The organism is Gelidimonas denitrificans (assembly GCF_055694065.1).
In genome coordinates this window covers 182,008-200,817 of the sequence record NZ_CM146350.1, presented here as the reverse complement: position 1 = coordinate 200,817, position 18,810 = coordinate 182,008, and the positions used below count along the sequence as shown (strand labels likewise).

Here is an 18,810-nt window from a genome sequence, read left to right as displayed (position 1 = left end):
TTACGGCTACCGCTATAATGTCGCCGATAACGACTTCAACCAGACACCGCGCATGACATCCAACAACGCTGCAAAATCCACAAAAAAATCACCCTCAAGCCCACTTGGCTGGACTGCCCGAATCCTGATCGGAGCAACAGGGTTGGCAATAGGATTGGTACTGATTGGCGTACTGGTGCTCGGCATTGCAATCGCGCTGGCATACCCGAATTTGCCGGCGCTGGATGCGCTCACAGTGTACCGGCCAAAGATGCCATTGCGCATCTTTTCTGCCGATAATGTGCTGATTGGCGAGTTTGGCGAAGAACGGCGCAGCATGGTGCGCATCAAGGATATTCCCGATGTGATGAAAAAAGCGGTTCTTGCGATCGAGGATGATCGCTTTTATGAACATGGCGGCATTGACTATCAGGGCATCATCCGGGCCGCGGTCCACAACCTGAGTGGCGGTGCCAGACAGGGTGCTTCCACCATCACTCAGCAGGTGGCGCGCAATTTCTTTCTATCCAGCGAACAAACTTTCAAACGCAAGATATATGAAGCGCTGCTGGCTTGGAAAATCGAGAAAAGCCTGTCGAAGGACCAGATTCTTGAGGTGTACATGAACCAGATTTATCTGGGGCAGCGCGCCTACGGCTTTGCCTCGGCCGCCCAGATTTATTTTGGCAAAAGACTGCAGGATGTCACCACCGCGGAAGCAGCGATGCTGGCCGGGCTGCCGAAAGCCCCTTCGTCGAGCAATCCGGTGGTCAATCCCAAGCGCGCCAAAACCCGCCAGCAATACATCCTGAGCAGGATGCACCAGCTCGGCTACATCAACGACGCGCAATTGGAACAGGCAAAAAACGAAACCCTGCGCATCAAGAGCTTTAGCAATGAATTCGGCATGCATGCCGAATATGTGGCCGAAATGACCCGGCAACTGGTCTATGAGCAGTACAAGGAAGATACCTATACCCGCGGTCTTAATGTATACACCACGATCCGCAAGACCGATCAGGACGCCGCCTATTTGTCGCTGCGCCGCGGCGTGATGGATTACGAGAGGCGCCATGGCTATCGCGGGCCGGAAGGCTTCATGGAACTCCCGTCGAACAAGGCCGAGGCTGACGATGCGATCGAAAAAACCCTGGCCGACTATGCCGATAGCGACGATCTGGTGGCCGCGATCGTACTCGACGCAACGCCGCAAAAAGTCCGTGCGGTGCTGTCTTCCGGCGAAGAAATCGACATTGCCGGCAGCGGCCTGAGTTTTGCCAGTAGCTGGCTCTCCAGCAAGGCCGCGCCGAATCACCGCATCACACGCGGCGCAGTGATTCGCGTGACCCAAGGCGGCAAGGGCTGGAGCATTACGCACATGCCTGAAGTGTCGGCGGCGTTCGTCTCGGTCAGCCCCGAAGATGGTGCAATCCGCTCCCTGATTGGCGGCTTCGACTTCAACCGCAACAAGTTTAATCATGTCACCCAAGCTTGGCGCCAGCCCGGCTCTGCGTTCAAGCCTTTCATTTATTCCGCATCGCTGGAAAAAGGCATGTCGCCGGCTACTATCATCAACGATGCGCCGATCACTTTCGGCGGCGGGCTGACCGGCGGGCAGTCATGGGAACCGAAAAATTATGACGGCAAATACGAAGGCCCGATGACGATGCGCCGGGGCCTGACCAAATCAAAAAACCTGGTTTCGGTACGGATACTGAACAAGATCGGCGCCAAGTACGGGCAGGAATACGCGACCCGGTTCGGCTTCGATGCCGACAAGAATCCGCCGTATCTGACGCTCGCGCTGGGCGCCGGCGCGGTCACTCCGCTGCAAATGGCCGGTGCTTACTCGGTATTTGCCAATGGCGGCTACAAGGTCAGTCCCTATATCATCTCGAAAATCACCGATGCCGACGGCAATCTGTTGTCGCAGGTAGTACCTGACAATGCAGGCGACGAAAGCAATCGAGTGATTGACGAACGCAATGCATTCCTAATGGACAACATGCTCAAGGATGTGGTCAGTCATGGCACTGCCAGCAAGGCACTGGTGCTGAAACGCCCTGATCTGGCCGGCAAGACCGGCACCACCAACGATTCGATCGATGCCTGGTTCGCCGGTTACCAGCCGAAACTGGTTGGCATCGCCTGGATGGGCTTTGATAAACCCAAGAATATGGGCAACCGGGAAACCGGTGGCGGCCTGGCGCTACCAATCTGGATCGATTACATGCAAAAGGTCGTCAACACCCTGCCGATTGAAGAGCGCCCGATACCGAACGGCATCGTCGCCGCCAATGGCGACTATTACTATGCTGAAAATCCGCCCGGCACCGGCGTCCAAAGTCTAGGCCTGGACGAAGCCGGCACTCCGACCGGCAACGAAGTCAAGAACGAACTGTTCTAAGCCTGCCGCCTCCTATACGCTCAGAATCCGTCCAGCGCCACACTGACGCCACCTTGTTCGCTCACTATGCGCGACAGGGCGGCGCATAGTTCCGAGCCGTCGCGCGTATTGATCCAGTGCGCATCCTCGTGTTTGTAATGAAATCCGCCTGATTTCGCCGCGACCCACATCTGCTGCATCGGTGCCTGGCTATTGACGATGATTTTGGAGCCGTTGTCGATAAATTCGATTTCCAGCACGTTGCCGCTGCGACTGCATTCAACATCCAGATCGCCGGACTCGGTGGCGCGTTCCAGCGCGGCTTCGATTGCGCTCAATGTCGACTCGGCCAGCGCCAAAAATTCTGATTCGGTCATGCTACACTCCCATGCGTTTATGTAACCGTGATTCTAATCGTGATTCTCATTGTGAACTCCCCTTTCAGTTTGTCGCGCTTTGGCGCCATTGCCGCTTTTGCCACCCTGACCTGCCTGCTGAGCGCCTGCGGTCAAAAAGGGCCGCTGTATCTGCAGGCCAAGCCAGCACCCGCTTCTGCAACAATTTCCACCACAAATTCTGCAGCAACTTCCGCCGCAATTCCAGCAGCAACGCCTGAAGCAACACCGGCCACTAAGCCCGCCAGCACACCGATTCCAGCAGTTCAATAAATTTTACAAATCTCATTCCTTATGTCGCATTTTTCTTATCAGAATGGCGTTCTGTGCGCCGAAAGCACGTCCTTGAACAGCATTGCCGAGCAGTTCGGGACTCCGACCTATGTCTATTCCAAGGCCGCGCTAACCCAGAATTTCGCCGCTTACGCCGATGCCTGCAGCGGCCGCGATGCGCTGGTGTGCTATGCGGTGAAAGCCAATTCCAATCTCGCCATCCTGAATCTGCTGGCCCAACAGGGCGCCGGCTTTGATCTGGTGTCGGGCGGCGAACTGCAGCGCGTGATTGCCGCCGGCGGCGACACCGGCAAATGCCTGTTCTCCGGCGTCGGCAAGACCCGCGCCGAAATGCGCCTGGCGCTTGAGCACGGCATCCTGTGCTTCAACGTCGAATCGATTCCCGAATTGCATCTATTGAACGAAGTCGCCGGTGAGATGGGCAGAACCGCGCCAGTCAGCCTGCGCATCAATCCGAATGTCGACGCCAATACCCATCCGTACATCTCGACCGGTTTGAAGGACAACAAATTCGGCGTCGCCTATGACGATGCGCTGGCCACCTATCGCGCCGCAGCCGCATTGCCGCATCTGGCGGTGCTCGGCATCGACTGCCATATCGGCTCGCAACTGCTGGACGATGCGCCGCTGCTGGAAGCGCTCGACAAGCTGCTGGAATTGATCGATACGCTGGCGGATGAAGGAATCCAAATCCATCATCTCGACATCGGCGGCGGCATCGGCATCACCTATGACGATGAACAGCCAGTACCGATTAGCGCCTACCTGGCACGCCTGTTCGCCAGAATCGATGGCTGGCGCGCAGAAAAGCATGGCGGCGCGCCGATCAAGGTATTGTTCGAACCGGGCCGTTCGATCGTCGGCAACGCCGGAGTCCTGTTGACCCAGACGCTGTATTTGAAACATGGCGAAAGCAAGAATTTTGCGGTAGTCGATGCCGCCATGAACGATCTGATGCGCCCGGCCATGTATCAAGCCTGGCACGGCGTGCAGGCGGTGGCGCCGCGCGAACAGCAAACCCAGATCTTTGATGTAGTCGGCCCGATTTGCGAATCGGGCGATTGGCTGGCGCGCAGTCGCGCACTGGCGCTGGAGCCTGGCGATGTGCTGGCGATCATGTCAGCCGGCGCTTATGGGATGACGATGGCGTCGAATTACAATACCCGCCCACGCGCGGCAGAAGTGATGGTCGATGGCAGCCAGGTCCACCTGATTCGCAAGCGCGAAACGGTGGCCGATCTGTTCGCGCTGGAAACTCTGATCGCCTGATTGATTTTCACACTGACAGTTACTGCATCATGTATTTTTACGTTCCGTATATAAATTATGCGGGGATGCCTGTGTTTTTTGGCATACCCCACGTTATTTATAAATTTAATGATGAAGTTTCGGGAAGACCCGCGCAGCATTAAGTAGTGCAGGTCGCCGTCTCTGCGCTACTGTCAACAGCAATATTCTACGTAAGCCCCAAATGTTTCAAATCGGCGATATTTTGATGAAACGTTTTTGCGGCCGTTTTTGCCTGATATAGGACACGATCCGCACCAGCAGCAGCGCTGCCACGATCAGGCCCAGCAGGGTCGGCTGGGCGAAATCGTGTTTGCCCGCCTTCATCCACCAGAAATGCACGATCGCCAGTGGAGCGATCAGGTAAATAAGGCGATGCAGCCATTGCCAGCGCTTGCCGCCCATGAGGCGCACCATGCGGTTGGTGCTGGTGGCCGCCAGCGGAATCAGCAGCAGGAAGTTGATGAAGCCGATCGTAATGAAAGGGCGCTTGATGACGTCCTTGAACATTTCGGCCAGATCGAAAAAATGGTCGAACCAGATGAAAGTCGTGAAGTGCAGGCTGGCGTAAAAGAAGACGAACAAACCGAACATGCGGCGCAACTTGATCAGCCAGGGCCACTGCAACCATTTGCGCAACGGCGTCACGGTCAAGGTGATGCAGAGGAAATACAGCGTCCAGTCGCCGCTATTGCGGGTAATGAATTCAATCGGATTGGCACCCAGTCGGTCGGTCAGCGTAAATAGTACCAAACGCAAAAACGGTATCAGGCACAGCAGAAAAAGGCTGACCTTGATGCCGCTGAATTGCTTCGGCGTCGGGTGAAATGACATGCTGCCGGCTGGGCTCATCGCAGTGCAACCTTAGAAAAATTTCTTCAGATCCATCCCGGTATATAGGGATGCGACCTCGTTGTAGCCGTTGAACATCAGTGTCTTGCGCTTTTTGGTAAAGAAGCCGTCTTCGCCAATGCGCCGTTCGCTGGCTTGCGACCAGCGCGGATGATCGACTGCCGGATTGACGTTCGAATAAAAGCCGTATTCCTGCGCTGCGGCAAGATTCCAGGCGGTCTTCGGCTGTTCCTTGACGAAGCGAATCTTGACGATCGACTTGGCGGATTTAAAGCCGTATTTCCATGGCAGCACCACGCGTACCGGCGCGCCGTTCTGGTGCGGCAAGACTTCGCCGTACATGCCGAAAGTCAGCAGCGCCAGCGGATGATTGGCTTCGTCCATGCGCAAGCCTTCGACGTACGGCCAGTCCAGCACCGAACTGCGCAAGCCGGGCATCTGTTTCGGATCGGCCAGCGTGACGAATTCAATGAATTTTGCATTGCTGGTCGGCTCCACCTTTTTGATCAGCGTCGACAACGAGTAACCGATCCACGGGATCACCATCGACCAGCCTTCCACGCAGCGCAAGCGATAGATGCGTTCTTCCAGCGGAGCCAACTTCATCAGGCTATCCAGATCCAGCGTCATGGGCTTTTTGACTTCGCCTTCGATGGCGATGCTCCAGGGCCGCGTCTTCAGGCTGCCGGCGTGCTTGGATGGGTCTGCCTTGTCGGTGCCGAATTCATAAAAATTATTGTAGGTGGTCGCATCCTTGTAGGCGCTCTGCCGGTCCATCACGACATAGGCGGGATTGGGCTTGCCGACCAGTTTCTGAGCGACATTCTGTGCCAGCGCCTGGCGCGCAGCCATCTCTAGCAGCGCGCCGCTGGCGATTGATCCGACCGCGATCTGCTTGATGAAGCTGCGGCGCGATTCAAAGATGTTCCTTGGGGTAAGTTCGGAAGAAAAGGGAATCTCGATTCCGTTCGGGCTACGCTTGATCAGCATGATGACTCCAGAGCGCGATATAGACGGTAAGTTGGTGTGTTTGGGGGCGTTGGCGCAATTCTATTAAATTATTTGAATTGGTGCTTACCGCATACGCGCCTGGGCAATGGAGCCCGAGAGCCAGAAACCGTATTGCCAGTCAATCCGGCCAAGGCGACATCGGCTGGTGAGGATTTATTTAGCGATGTGCCAGACGCTGTTGAAGCCATCGCCGGTCTTATCGCCGGGCTTCTTGTCCTTGCTCCACAGGTACAACGGCTTGCCCCGAAAAGCCCATTGCTTCTGGCCGTCATCGCGCATGATGATGCTGTAATCACCCTTTTCCTGATCGGCTTTTTGCGCTGCGAACGGTATCCAGTTGGCCGCGCAGGGGCCATTGCAGGCGCTCTTGCCGCTGTTCGCAGTATCTTTGTCGAAGTTGTATAGGGTCATGCCGGCAGCATTTGTCAAAATGCCGTCGGTCGTCTTGGCCGGCATTTGCGCACCCGCCATTGAGGCCGATCCTGCCAATAGCGCTGCGGCTAAAAGGGAATATGCAGATGGAATGATTTTCATGGTGATCCTCATCAGTCTGGTCAGTCGGGTGTGCTACGCCTGCAGCACACCCTAGTTTGACAGCGGGACCCGGGCTTTATTCCATCCGGCGCGAATTATTTATAATTTTACAATTCACCGTAAGAATGCAGGCCGGACAGGAACATGTTGACGCCCAGGAAAGCGAATGTAACAACCACCAAGCCGCCCAGCGCCCACCATGCCGCCACCCGCCCGCGCAAGCCCTTCATCAGGCGCATGTGCAGCCAGGCCGCATAATTGAGCCAGACGATCAGCGCCCAGGTTTCTTTCGGGTCCCACGACCAGTAGCCGCCCCAAGCTTCTGCAGCCCATAGCGCGCCCAGGATGGTGGCAATGGTAAAAAATGCGAAGCCGACTGAAATCGCCTTGTACATCACGTCATCCAGCACTTCCAGCGACGGCAAACGATCAACCAGGATGCCTTTGGACTTGAGCAGGTAGGCAACCGCTACCATCGACGCCAGTGAGAAGGTGCCATAACCGATGAAATTGGCGGGCACATGGATTTTCATCCACCAGCTTTGCAGCGCCGGCACCAGCGGCTGGATATTGGCGGCATCGCGCGAGACGGTATACCAGAGCAGGAAACCGACAGCAGCAGAAATCACCAGCAGCACGAACGGCCCCAACTGGCGGGTCGCATATTGCTGTTCGTAATACAGATAAAACAATGCGGTAATCATCGAGAACAGGATGAATACTTCATACAAGTTTGACACTGGTATGTGGCCAATGTCAGCGCCAATCAAATACGATTCATACCAGCGCACCAGCATGCCGGTAAAACCCATCACCACCGCAGCCCAGCACAATATTGAACCGACCGAAGAACCGAAATCCGACCTGGCAACTAAGCCGATCCAATAGAAGATGGTCGACAGCAGGAATAAAGTCCCCATCCACAGGATCGCCGACTGGCTCGACAGCAGGTATTTGAGCAAAAATTTCTGGTTAGCCATTTCGAGCGCACCGCCGTACAGCGCGATGGCGGACAGGCTCAGGATCGCCAGCAAAACAAACAGCAATCGCACCGGCTTCCAGTTCCAACCCAGCCAGGCGAAGGTCGGCGCAGCCAGAACCAGAATCGACTTTTCATAGATATCCATGTGCTGGCCGTACATGCCCAAACCAACCAGCGAGGCTGCGACTAGCGCTACCGCATACAGCCAGTCGAGCGGCGACAGTCGCTTAAAAAAACCGGGTTGCGGCGAATAGATTGCGTGTTGTGTCAATTGCATGATGTTTCTCCGTTGTTGTCAAGTTAGTACCATGGCAACCTGTTCAATAACCAATTCAGAAGTGTAGCGTCATCCCGCCATTACTGCACAAGCGGGTCCGGCTGCGTCATTTGCAGCTTGATGGCGCGGTAGTCTTTCTCGAAATCGAGCGTTTTGCGCTGCGAGCTCATTGCCATCAGGGCGACCGAACCTGTATCGCCATCCTTGAGCCAGACCCACAAGCGGCGCTCGCGGATATAAAACATCGAAAATATCCCCAGCGTCAGCAGCAGACAACCGAAATACACCACTTTTTTACCGGGTGAGCGGGTGACCTGGAACACGGAAGCCTTGATTTCTTCGAAACCTTGCAGTTGCAAATACACCGGCGCGCCATAAAAGAACGCGTCGGATAACGCGCTGGTGCTCAATTGCAGAAAACGCGCATGCTTGTCGGTGGCTTCGATGGGCTTCAAACCATCTTTTTCGCGGGCCGCCTGCCACAGATCCCACATGCTGCCGTTCAACACCTTCATGAAAATATTTGCTGCCTTTTCCTGTTCAGCGGGCGGAATATTATCGAGAAACTTCGATACCGCAACATAACCGCCTGCCGCGCTGTCGCCAGCGAACACCGACAAACTTTTATTCGCGGACTGTTGCAATTGGGGACCCAGCTTATCGCCGCTATCGGGCACGCCCAGCAACGCGCGCCGCGCATAGCGTTGCGCCGCCTGTTGACGCAGGCTGGGGTCGAGCAAGGCGGCGCGCAAGCGCATCCATTCCTGCACGGTATTGTTATCGTCGGCTGGAATCCGCAGGAAACGGAATTGTTCCGCTGGCGTGTCACGCGTGCCCGCCAGAAACACGTAGGCGCCGTCGAGCAGTATCGGCTGCATGTAATTCTGGAATTCGCGCGCCTGGCCGTTCTTGTCGCGTAATTTGTACTGCACGCTAGGGCCGGCATTTTTCAAATTCTTATCGTTGGCATTTTTGGCAGCGGAGCCAAGATGCCTGTCCAGCGTGCTGGATAATTTCTGGTTAAAAGACTTGTCAACCGAGCGCAGATCCTGGCCCTGACCCATGTTTTCAATGTTGAAGGGGCGAAATCCGGACCACTCCACCGTGTATTCGCCGCCACTGCCCGGCTGATCGGTCTTGCTCAATACTGTCGTGTTGCCGACCACGCCGGCCATCGGGAATGTATATGCTTTGTTGCCTGCCATCGGATAACCGGCCAGCTCCAGCTTGCTGCCGCCGTCCTCAAAACTCGATTGATAAATGGCAACACCCTTGTAAATCAGCGGCTCGTTGACCTTGATGGTAGCCGGGAAAGTCTTGCCGCTCTGGTGATCGGTCACGACCACATCGCTGGCAAACAGCTTTGGCATGCCGGTGGAATAGAAGTCGATAGTGAATTTTTTGAGCAGAATCGAGAACGGCAAGTCCTGAATCAGCACGCCATTCTGCTGTGGAATGATGGCCGTATTGCTGGTGGCGCCTTCGGGGATCAGCGTGTTGCCGCGAAAAGTTGGATTGGCCAGACTCAGCCGGTGCTGTTCAGGGATGTCGGCAATGATGCCGTTGCCGGCAAAGGGCGTCTTGCCCATGAACCACTGCTGGAATCGGATCGGCATGTCCGAATCCAGCAAGCCGCCGACGCATATGATGACGATTGCGCTATGGGCGAAAATATAGCCCCATTTGTTAGCTGCCCCTTGTTTGGCAGCGATCAGGGTTGCCCGCTCTTTTTCGACGACTTTGGTTTTGTACCCCTTGTCGGCCAACTGGGCGACAAGACGCTGCGTCAGGCTGGCGCGGGATGCGCTGGAAGCCCACTCAGCTTTGTGATGAAAATTACGCAGGGATTCTTCCCGCACGTTTTCGCGCCAACTACGCATGTCCTTGAACATTTTGGGCGCATTGCGGAAGATGCACAATGATGTCGACAGCACCAAAAAAGCCATGATCAGCAAGAACCACCAGGTCGAATAGACGGTGTACAAGCCGAATTTTCCGAATATTTCAAACCAGAACGGACCGACCTGGTTGACGTAATTCGCCATCGGCTCATTCTGCTTCAACACCGTACCGATCACGGAAGCAATCGCAATCAGCGTCAACAGGCTGATTGCGAAGCGCATGGAGGAAAGGAGTTCAACCGCGTCGGCGAGCCAGCGGCGGTTGGTCTTGATCTGTAATCCGGCAGTGCTTGTGCTCATGCTAGGCAATCGTCATCTTTAAAAAATGCCACGTTCAAACAAAAAAAAGGGGGCAGCCGTGGCCGCCCCTTCAGTACATTTTGTAATTTTTATTCCTATTCACCATCAATCGTGAACGTGAAAGCGAAGTGCAGGCAGTACATAGGTACCGCAAGCGAAGCCGATAAGTACACGGTTGATTTAGGAATGGAATTACGATGAATGTCTCGTTACTGCAGGCCGGCCACGTAGTCTGCCACAGCTTTGATTTCATCATCGGACATACGTTTGGTGATAGCAGTCATCTGCGCACTGTTGCTACGAGTGCCGGCGCGGTAACTGGTCAACTGCGCCGCCGTGTAATCCTGATGCTGGCCGCCAATGCGCGGAAACTGAGCCGGGTTGCCAGCCCCATTTGGGCTGTGGCAACCGGCGCAAGCCGGAATATTTGCCTCGGCAATGCCGGCGCGAAAAATTTTCTTGCCGATGTCGACGGTATCCTTGTTTTTTGCAGCGCCGGGACTGGCCTTTTGCGCGCTAAGATACGCGGCGATGTTTTTCATGTCTTCGTCGCTCAAAGCCTTGGCGAAGCCGGTCATGACGGCGTTATTGCGCGTGGGTCCAGTAAAGTCGACCAACTGCTTGTGCAGGTAGGCTTCATGCTGCGCCGCCAGTTTCGGATTCTGCGCAATGCTGGAATTGCCGGCTGCGCCATGGCACGAAGCGCACGCAATAATATTTCGGGCACTGTCGCCATTGGCGTAAAGCGCTTCGCCTTTGGCTGGATCGACTTTGGCTGCAACCTTTTGTTCAGCGGCACCTGCGCTGGCAACGGTGGATGCGGCCAGGGCCACAACAAACAGGGATTTTACAATTGGCAAAAAAACACGGTTCATTCACGCACCTTGAGACTGAATATTAAAATTTGCCCTAATGGCAGTTACCCTGCTACGTTTGCATAAATTGCTGCAGTCATTGAGAGTGACTTCGCTTATTTGCGGCGCAACCATACGTAACCCCTTATTGTACAATAGCTTTCTGGCGTTTTTGCCCATTTTAGCTGCATTTATTCATTAAACCTATGTCCATACTTTGGCAAGCCCGCTTCTTTACCACGGTAAATCATCTTCGTAATTTGCCGGATACCCACGTCCCGGAAGTCGCTTTTGCCGGCCGCTCCAACGCAGGCAAATCCACTGCCATCAATCTTTTGTGCAACCAGAAGAAATTGGCGTTCGCTTCCAAAACGCCGGGGCGCACCCAGCATATCAATTACTTTTCGATCGGCGGCGCTCGCGTCGGCCAGCATCGCAAGGATGAAACCATCGTCGACGAGATCCGCGCGCTAATGGTCGATCTGCCTGGCTACGGCTATGCAGAAGTTTCCGGCTCGGCCAAGCTGCACTGGCAGGAATTGCTCGGTGATTATGTGCGTAGGCGGGAGCAACTGGCGGCGCTGATACTCATCATGGATGCGCGCCGGCCGTTTACCACACTCGATACGCAGATGCTGGATTGGTTCGCCACCACCGGCAAACCGGTGCATTGCCTGCTGACCAAAGCCGACAAGCTTAATCGCAATGAATCGGCCAACGCGCTGCGCCTTACGCACTCCATTTTGGCGAGCTACGTTGACAGCGAAGGCAAGCCCTTCCCTTACACCGCCCAATTGTTTTCATCTTTGAAACGCATTGGCATGGAAGAGGCAGACCAGAAAATTATAGACTTGTGTGGCCTGACGGCAATCGCAAGTCCTGCACAAATACCCGACGCGGCAGATCTTGCATCGCCTCAGGAATAATGAAATTATAAGGAGTATGATAGAAAAGGCATTGTTTATCGCATGTTAAATGCGCGATTTAAAATATACCAATATAAGTATATATACAGCCATAAAAATGGCGGAAAATAAAAAATCCCCGGAGAAAGGGGAATGATCTCCAGGGATAAAAGCCTTTTCGCGCATGGCGCGATACGGCACCCGCTCAGGGAGGAGAAGCGGGAGGCAAGCGAACCTGCCTGATAATAGGATTACCTATCATGCAAAAAGTTCATTCAATTTCAACCACTTTTTCGGTCCATGCCATGAAACTTTTAACCACACCAATCCACTTTCCCGCCACCCGTATGCGCCGCATGCGCAAGGATGCTTTTTCGCGCAACATGATGCGCGAAAATTGTATTAGCGCGTCCGACCTGATATATCCGGTCTTCGTCCTGGAAGGCACACAGCAACGCGAAGCGGTGGCTTCGATGCCGGGCGTGGAGCGACTCTCGGTCGACCTGCTGCTGGAAGTGGCGGAAGACTGCGTGGCGCTGGGGATTCCCGTGATGGCATTGTTTCCCGTCATCGAAGCGTCGCTGAAAACGCCTGACGGCAGCGAAGCAACCAATCCGAAAGGGCTGGTGCCGCGTGCGGTCAGGGAACTGAAGCGCCGCTTTCCGGAGCTGGGCATCCTGACCGATGTCGCACTCGACCCGTATACCAGCCACGGCCAGGACGGCCTGCTGGACGCCAACGGCTATGTTTTGAATGATGAAACCTGCGCGATGCTGACCAAGCAAGCGCTGACCCAGGCCGAGGCCGGAGTGGACATCGTGGCGCCGTCCGACATGATGGACGGCCGTATCGGCAGCATCCGCAGCGCGCTGGAAACCTACCGCCATATTCACACCCGCATCATGGCGTATTCGGCCAAATACGCGTCTGCTTTTTACGGACCGTTTCGCGACGCGGTCGGTTCGTCCGGCAATCTGGGCAAAAGCGACAAGGCGACCTACCAGATGGACCCTGCCAATAGCGACGAAGCATTGCGCGAAGTCGCACTCGACTTGGCCGAAGGCGCCGACATGGTGATGGTCAAACCGGGTATGCCGTATCTGGACATCGTGCGGCGCGTCAAGGATGAATTCAAGGTCCCGACGTTCGCCTATCAGGTCAGCGGCGAATACGCGATGCTGAAAGCGGCAGCCCACAACGGCTGGCTGGAGCACGACAAGATCATGATGGAATCGATGATGGCCTTCAAGCGCGCCGGCGCCGACGGCGTGCTGACCTATTTCGCGCGCGACATCGCACGCCTGCTGAAACAGGCCTGACCGGCTACGGCTACGGCTACGGCAGGATTAGCCTGCCATGCCGCGGCAGCGCTATCGACTAGCCTGGCCTAAATCAGATAAATATGAAGTATGCAGAGAAAACCGCAATTTCTCGCGTAATTTCATGGCGATTTTTAAAATACTCCAGGTATATTCAGTTGGCATCAAAGTACCGGTGCCAAGGAACGCGCAAATCGCTCCGCATTCTGATAGCCGATCACGCGTCGGCCCTGGATCTCCGAGCCTTGCGCGGTGAAGAAGATGATACCGGGCGGGCCGAACAGTTTGAAACGCTTGAGCAGCGCCTTGTCATCCGCATTGTTCGCAGTCACATCCACCTGCAACAGCAACAGCGTGGTCATCTGCGCACGCACGCGCGGGTCGGTAAAGGTCAGCTTCTCCATTTCCTTGCAGGAAACGCACCAGTCGGCGTAAAAATCGAGCATCACCGTCTTGCCCTGCGCCGACGCCAGCACCGCATCGAGTTCCGCTAGCGAGCGCACGCGGGTAAATTGCAGCGGTTTCTCGGCATTGCCGACCAAATGCGACAGCGGCGCCCAAGCACTACGGCCACCGCTGGCAACGCCCACCAGTTGCGCCAGACCGAATACCGCCAACACGAGGCCGGACGCAATCGAAAATCCACCGGTAAGCGGGCGCAACAAGAAGATGCCATAACCCAGGCCCAGTGTCGCCCAGCCCAGCATCACCAGCCAGGCAGGCAGAACCGGCACCACCATCCACAACGCCAGCGCCAGCATCAGCACGCCGAAAAAGCATTTCACCGTTTCCATCCATGCGCCAGCCCGCGGCAGCAGGGCACCAGCAGAAACTCCGATCAGCAGCAGCGGCACGCTCATCCCCGCCGCCATGGCAAACAGAGCGCCGCCGCCGATCACCACATCACGGGTCTGGCTGATATACACCAAAGCACCGGCCAAGGGCGCTGCCACACAAGGCCCGACAATCAGGGCGGAGATGGCACCCATGGCAAAGACTCCGAACAACTTGCCGGCGGACTGGTGCTTGGACGCCCGCATCAGGCGTGATTGAATCACCGCTGGAACCTGCAATTGATAGACCCCGAACATCGACAGCGCCAGAACCACCATTACAAGCGCAAAGATGCCAAGCACCCAGGGATTTTGCAAGGTGGCAGCCAAGCCTTCGCCGATCAGACCGGCGGTCACGCCAAGCGCGGTATACACGATAGCCATGCCGAGCGAGTATGCAACCGACAGAATAAAGGCGCGCGAACGGGGCACTTGGGCGCCCTCTCCCATGATGATCGACGACAGAATCGGCACCATCGGCAACACGCAAGGAGTGAATGCCAGACCGAGGCCCAACAGAAAGAATAACGGCAGGATCACAAGCAATTTGCGGCTTTCCAGCGATGATTCGATGCCGCCCATGCCACTATCCGGCCAGCCCGCAGCCGGAACCGCCTGCGTTGACGCTGCATTTATCTGGCTAGTCTGGGCGTTGCTACTTGTATCACTCTGCACTAAAGTGCCCTGTATCGCCTCCACCGCAGCCAGCAAACCGCCGCTGCCCGTCGGCGACAATTTTGCGACCGACTCCATCGGTGCATAACATAATCCCTGGTCCGTGCAACCCTGCGAAACCACGGTGAGCACAAACGGTGTACTAGCCTGAACCGGGAGCGTAATCGTCACCTGCTTGCGATAGCTTTCAACATCTTTCTCAAATGTTGTATCGTATTTAATGATCCCACGCGGCAATTCAGGCGTACCCAAAGTAGCGCCCGCAGCCTTGAACTGGAACCGCTCGCGATACATGTAATAGCCATCGGCGATGGCAAAAGTCAGCACGATCGTTTTCGGGTCCTGCATCTTGGCGGCAAACTTGAAGGCCGCTTCCGGCTCCAGGAAATCTTCATTCGCGAATGCGCGCGGCGACAAGATGCCCAGCAATGCAATTAACAGCATCCAGACAAACGCAGATTGCCGGAATGATAGATTTAGGGATAAGCACTTCAACATTCAGATGTTCCTTCGTTGCCGCGCCAAAAAAGACGATTATTTTAGCAAGCGCCGTCGCGTCAGCACCGTCGCCAGATAAAATCCCACCACGCAATACGCCAGCAATAAGGCCAAATCGCGCAACGGCGTTGCAGGCCAGGCGCCGAGAATCAAGGGCCGCACCAGATTGACGGCAGCGCCCAGCGGCAGTACCCGCGAAACCAGTTGCAACCAGTCCGGTAATTGCGCAATCGGATAATACACTCCCGACAAAAATACCATCGGCGTGAGTACCATCGTAAAGTAGTAGGTAAAAAAATCATATCCCCGCGCCAGCGCATTGACTACCAGCCCCATCGATGCAAATGTCATACCAATGAGAATCGACAAGGGCACCACCAGCGCTGTATGCGGGTTCTGGCCGATACCCAAAAACAGCAGCACGCCCAGAATAACCAAGCCTGAAAACAAGGCTTTACTAGCGGCCCATAGCATCTCGGCCAGAATGATGTCATCCAGCCCCAGCGGTGCATTAAGCAAGGCGTCCCAGGTTTTTTGCACATGCATGCGTGAAAATGCTGAATACAGCGCCTCGAAAGAGGCTGCCATCATGATCGACATGCAGATCGTGCCTGAGCCGAGATAATTGATGTAAGGAATGCCTTCTATTTGTTTGAGCAAGCTTCCCAGTCCATAGCCAAAGGCCACCAAAGTAATCAATGGATCGGCGATATTGCCGAGAATGCTGGCGATGGCGAGTTTTTTCCAGACCAGGAAATTTCTTTGCCAGATAGACCGAAAACGCAGCGAAAACGAAGGTAATGCGTAGATTGAAGAATGCATCCTAATCCCGTATTGCTCTACCGGTCAGTTTTAGAAACAAATCTTCCAGATTCGCCGGACGATGTACAAAGCGAACATCCGTTGTCGCATGCAAACTGGTCAGCAATTGTTGCGCGTCATTGGTATAACAAAAAACCGTTTCACCGCTCACCTCGATCCGGGCCGATTGATGGCGCCCCAGACTATCGCACCAATGGCGGGCGCCTTCACCGTACACCTCGACCACTTCGGACTCAATATGCAGGGCAATCAAATTTCTGGGGGAACCTTCCGCAATCATCCTGCCATGATCGATCACAGCCAGACGATCACACAAACGCTCAGCCTCATCCATGAAATGGGTGGTTAATAGAATGGTTTTGCCCTGACTCACAAGCGTCTTCAGGCGCTCCCAAAGCATATGCCGCGCCTGCGGGTCCAGCCCCGTAGTCGGCTCATCCATGAAAATCAGTTCAGGATCATTGACTAGTGCGCGGGCCAGCATAAGGCGCCGTCTCATACCACCAGACAACTCCGCTATGCCCGCATTTTTTTTCGCAGTCAAGTTGGCGAACTCAAGCAGGGCGGGAATGCGGGTCTTGATGACCGCGTCAGGAATGCCAAAATAGCGCCCGAAGACCAGCAGGTTTTCCGCCACAGTAAAGTCGGGATCAAGATTGTCTGACTGCGGCACTACTCCTACACGCAAACGGGCCTGCCGGGCATGCGATGGGATACTTTGTCCTGCCAGAGTAATTCGGCCGCTATCGGGCGCTGCCAATCCAAGACATAAACGCAGCGTGGTTGTCTTGCCGGTGCCATTTGGCCCCAGCAATCCATAGCATTCGCCGCGCCGCAAGGAAAAACACAGCTTATCTACTACGACGCTTTTCAGATTACCTTTGCCATAGGATTTATGCAGGTTTTCCACAGTTAAGATGTCAGACTGCAGCATCCGATAGTTCCTTAGCTACATAATTGATAAACGCCATCCTACCGCCATTTCCCCCTCAGTCCGAGCTGTTCGATCAGCAAGGTCAGATTGCGCGCCCCCAAATAAACAAAAGCCAGGCATAGCCTGGCTTTTGATGATGAAGCGCTTTTAAAATGCAGCTACTTATTCAGCATCAGCAATTTCTACCGCTTCAGTTGTATCTGGACGGTCAAGCAATTCGATAAAGGCCATAGGCGCATTATCACCGACGCGAAAACCCATCTTCAGGATGCGCAGATAACCACCATTACGATTGGCATAACGCGGGCCCAACTCAGCAAATAGTTTCACTACCATTTCGCGGTCGCGCAGACGGTTAAATGCCAGGCGCTTGTTAGCCAGTGAATCTGTCTTACCCAAAGTGAGAATTGGTTCAATAACGCGGCGCAATTCCTTGGCTTTAGGCAGTGTTGTTTTGATCGCTTCATGACGCAGCAGAGATACTGTCATGTTGCGCAGCATAGCTAGACGATGTGAAGAAGTGCGATTGAGCTTGCGAAGACCGTGACGATGACGCATGGTAATTCCTTTCTAGTTAAGTTTGGTCCCAGCTCTTCTATCGTAGTGGCATTGATCTGCCATTACGCGGGCCGGTAAAATTAAGTGCGTAATTATACTAAACAAGTCGCAAATAAATTAAATATTATTCACGTTAATTTTTACGTCAATTATTACTTTTCCAAACCGACAGGTGGCCAGTTTTCAAGCTTCATGCCCAAAGTCAAACCGCGCGAAGCGAGCACTTCCTTAATTTCATTCAAGGATTTGCGACCCAGATTTGGAGTTTTGAGCAGTTCATTTTCACTACGCTGGATCAGATCGCCAATATAGTAAATGTTTTCGGCTTTGAGGCAGTTGGCGGAGCGCACTGTCAACTCCAGATCGTCAACTGGACGCAGCAGAATTGGATCAACTGCAGGCGTACGTGACGGCGCTTCTGCAGCAGTTTCTGTGCCTTCCAGCGCGGCAAATACATTCAGCTGCTCAACCAGTACTCGTGCAGATTGACGAATCGCTTCCTCAGGTGAAATTACACCATTGGTTTCAATATTGATGACTAATTTATCCAGATCCGTGCGCTGCTCAACGCGCGCCGATTCAACTGAATATGACACCCGACGCACTGGCGAGAAAGAGGCATCCAAAATGATTCGGCCAATTGTCTTATTTGTATCTTCGGCCAATCGACGAACGTTGCCAGGTACGTAGCCACGACCTTTTTCAATCTTGATCTGCATGTCCAGTTTGCCACCTGCAGTAAGATGCGCAATTTCGTGATCTGGGTTAATGAGTTCAACGTCGTGCGGCAAATCGATATCCGAAGCCAGAACAGCGCCTTCACCCTCTTTTTTAAGAGTCAGAGTGACTTCATCGCGGTTATGAACCTTGAATACAACCCCCTTCAAGTTCAGCAATAAATCAACAACGTCTTCCTGCACACCATCAAGGGAAGAATATTCATGCACAACGCCCGCTATCGTTACTTCCGTTGGTGCAAAGCCAACCATGGAAGAAAGCAATACACGACGTAATGCATTGCCAAGTGTATGGCCGTAACCCCGCTCGAATGGCTCCATCACAACCTTGGCATGACTCGCACCCAAGGTTTCAACGTCAATAATACGGGGCTTTAGTAAACTGTTTTGCATGAAATGACCTTTTCAATACCCTCGGCTCGTTACACCAATAAGGCTGATGGCACAATGAAGAATACCTACCGGTGAACCAGTAGG

The 18,810-nt window shown here is 54.4% G+C and carries 17 protein-coding genes; 5 read left to right on the top strand and 12 right to left on the bottom strand.

From position 1 onward, the window contains the following. The first annotated feature begins 52 nt into the window (after window positions 1–52). Complete coding sequence (locus FKCLFG_RS01000) at window positions 53–2,386, top strand: penicillin-binding protein 1A (protein WP_472614391.1); 2,334 nt, start codon at window positions 53–55, stop codon at window positions 2,384–2,386. A 20-nt stretch (window positions 2,387–2,406) separates the two neighbouring features. On the opposite strand, the gene cyaY is transcribed toward FKCLFG_RS01000, so the two are convergent. Next, window positions 2,407–2,742: an iron donor protein CyaY gene (gene cyaY / locus FKCLFG_RS00995; RefSeq protein WP_472614390.1), complete on the bottom strand. Its 336-nt coding sequence runs from the start codon at window positions 2,740–2,742 to the stop codon at window positions 2,407–2,409. Between the two features lie 51 nt (window positions 2,743–2,793). Here cyaY and lptM point away from each other — a divergent pair, with 51 nt between their 5' ends. Both lptM and lysA read left to right on the top strand, forming a co-directional pair. Further along, on the top strand, window positions 2,794–3,033 hold the full coding sequence (lptM, locus tag FKCLFG_RS00990) for an LPS translocon maturation chaperone LptM (RefSeq protein ID WP_472614389.1): 240 nt from the start codon (window positions 2,794–2,796) through the stop codon (window positions 3,031–3,033). Window positions 3,034–3,054: 21 nt separating this feature from the next. After that, window positions 3,055–4,323, top strand: a complete 1,269-nt coding sequence (gene lysA / locus FKCLFG_RS00985; protein WP_472614388.1) for a diaminopimelate decarboxylase — start codon at window positions 3,055–3,057, stop codon at window positions 4,321–4,323. 207 nt (window positions 4,324–4,530) lie between these two features. On the opposite strand, the gene FKCLFG_RS00980 is transcribed toward lysA, so the two are convergent. From FKCLFG_RS00980 to FKCLFG_RS00955, 6 genes are all read right to left on the bottom strand, one after another. Next, a complete protein-coding gene (locus FKCLFG_RS00980) occupies window positions 4,531–5,175 on the bottom strand; it encodes a protein-methionine-sulfoxide reductase heme-binding subunit MsrQ (RefSeq protein ID WP_472615890.1) in 645 nt (214 codons plus the stop codon). Between the two features lie 30 nt (window positions 5,176–5,205). Beyond that, entirely contained in the window at window positions 5,206–6,183 is a 978-nt protein-coding gene (gene msrP, locus FKCLFG_RS00975; RefSeq protein WP_472614387.1) for a protein-methionine-sulfoxide reductase catalytic subunit MsrP, read from the bottom strand. A 174-nt stretch (window positions 6,184–6,357) separates the two neighbouring features. Further along, entirely contained in the window at window positions 6,358–6,738 is a 381-nt protein-coding gene (locus FKCLFG_RS00970; protein ID WP_472614386.1) for a COG4315 family predicted lipoprotein, read from the bottom strand. A gap of 107 nt (window positions 6,739–6,845) precedes the next feature. Then, window positions 6,846–7,997, bottom strand: a complete 1,152-nt coding sequence (gene ccsB, locus FKCLFG_RS00965; RefSeq protein WP_472614385.1) for a c-type cytochrome biogenesis protein CcsB — start codon at window positions 7,995–7,997, stop codon at window positions 6,846–6,848. Window positions 7,998–8,077: 80 nt separating this feature from the next. Then, window positions 8,078–10,198 carry a cytochrome c biogenesis protein ResB gene (locus FKCLFG_RS00960; protein ID WP_472614384.1) on the bottom strand — a complete coding sequence of 707 codons (2,121 nt, stop codon included), beginning with the start codon at window positions 10,196–10,198 and terminating at the stop codon, window positions 8,078–8,080. A gap of 209 nt (window positions 10,199–10,407) precedes the next feature. Beyond that, window positions 10,408–11,073 carry a c-type cytochrome gene (locus FKCLFG_RS00955; RefSeq protein ID WP_472614383.1) on the bottom strand — a complete coding sequence of 222 codons (666 nt, stop codon included), beginning with the start codon at window positions 11,071–11,073 and terminating at the stop codon, window positions 10,408–10,410. A gap of 185 nt (window positions 11,074–11,258) precedes the next feature. Between FKCLFG_RS00955 and yihA the strand changes: the two genes are divergently transcribed. Together yihA and hemB are read left to right on the top strand one after the other, a co-directional pair. Then, entirely contained in the window at window positions 11,259–11,978 is a 720-nt protein-coding gene (gene yihA, locus FKCLFG_RS00950) for a ribosome biogenesis GTP-binding protein YihA/YsxC (protein WP_472614382.1), read from the top strand. Window positions 11,979–12,262: 284 nt separating this feature from the next. Next, complete coding sequence (gene hemB, locus FKCLFG_RS00945; RefSeq protein WP_472614381.1) at window positions 12,263–13,276, top strand: porphobilinogen synthase; 1,014 nt, start codon at window positions 12,263–12,265, stop codon at window positions 13,274–13,276. 164 nt (window positions 13,277–13,440) lie between these two features. Here the strand turns inward: hemB and dsbD are convergent, their stop codons facing one another. From dsbD to FKCLFG_RS00920, 5 genes are all read right to left on the bottom strand, one after another. Then, on the bottom strand, window positions 13,441–15,228 hold the full coding sequence (gene dsbD / locus FKCLFG_RS00940; RefSeq protein WP_472614380.1) for a protein-disulfide reductase DsbD: 1,788 nt from the start codon (window positions 15,226–15,228) through the stop codon (window positions 13,441–13,443). Window positions 15,229–15,318: 90 nt separating this feature from the next. Continuing rightward, a complete protein-coding gene (locus FKCLFG_RS00935) occupies window positions 15,319–16,104 on the bottom strand; it encodes an ABC transporter permease (protein WP_472614379.1) in 786 nt (261 codons plus the stop codon). Window position 16,105: 1 nt separating this feature from the next. After that, window positions 16,106–17,038: an ATP-binding cassette domain-containing protein gene (locus FKCLFG_RS00930; RefSeq protein ID WP_472614378.1), complete on the bottom strand. Its 933-nt coding sequence runs from the start codon at window positions 17,036–17,038 to the stop codon at window positions 16,106–16,108. Window positions 17,039–17,200: 162 nt separating this feature from the next. Beyond that, window positions 17,201–17,596: a 50S ribosomal protein L17 gene (rplQ, locus tag FKCLFG_RS00925; RefSeq protein WP_472614377.1), complete on the bottom strand. Its 396-nt coding sequence runs from the start codon at window positions 17,594–17,596 to the stop codon at window positions 17,201–17,203. 152 nt (window positions 17,597–17,748) lie between these two features. Continuing rightward, window positions 17,749–18,726, bottom strand: coding sequence for a DNA-directed RNA polymerase subunit alpha (locus FKCLFG_RS00920; RefSeq protein ID WP_472614376.1), 978 nt, complete (start codon window positions 18,724–18,726; stop codon window positions 17,749–17,751). Between the last annotated feature and the right edge of the window lie 84 nt (window positions 18,727–18,810).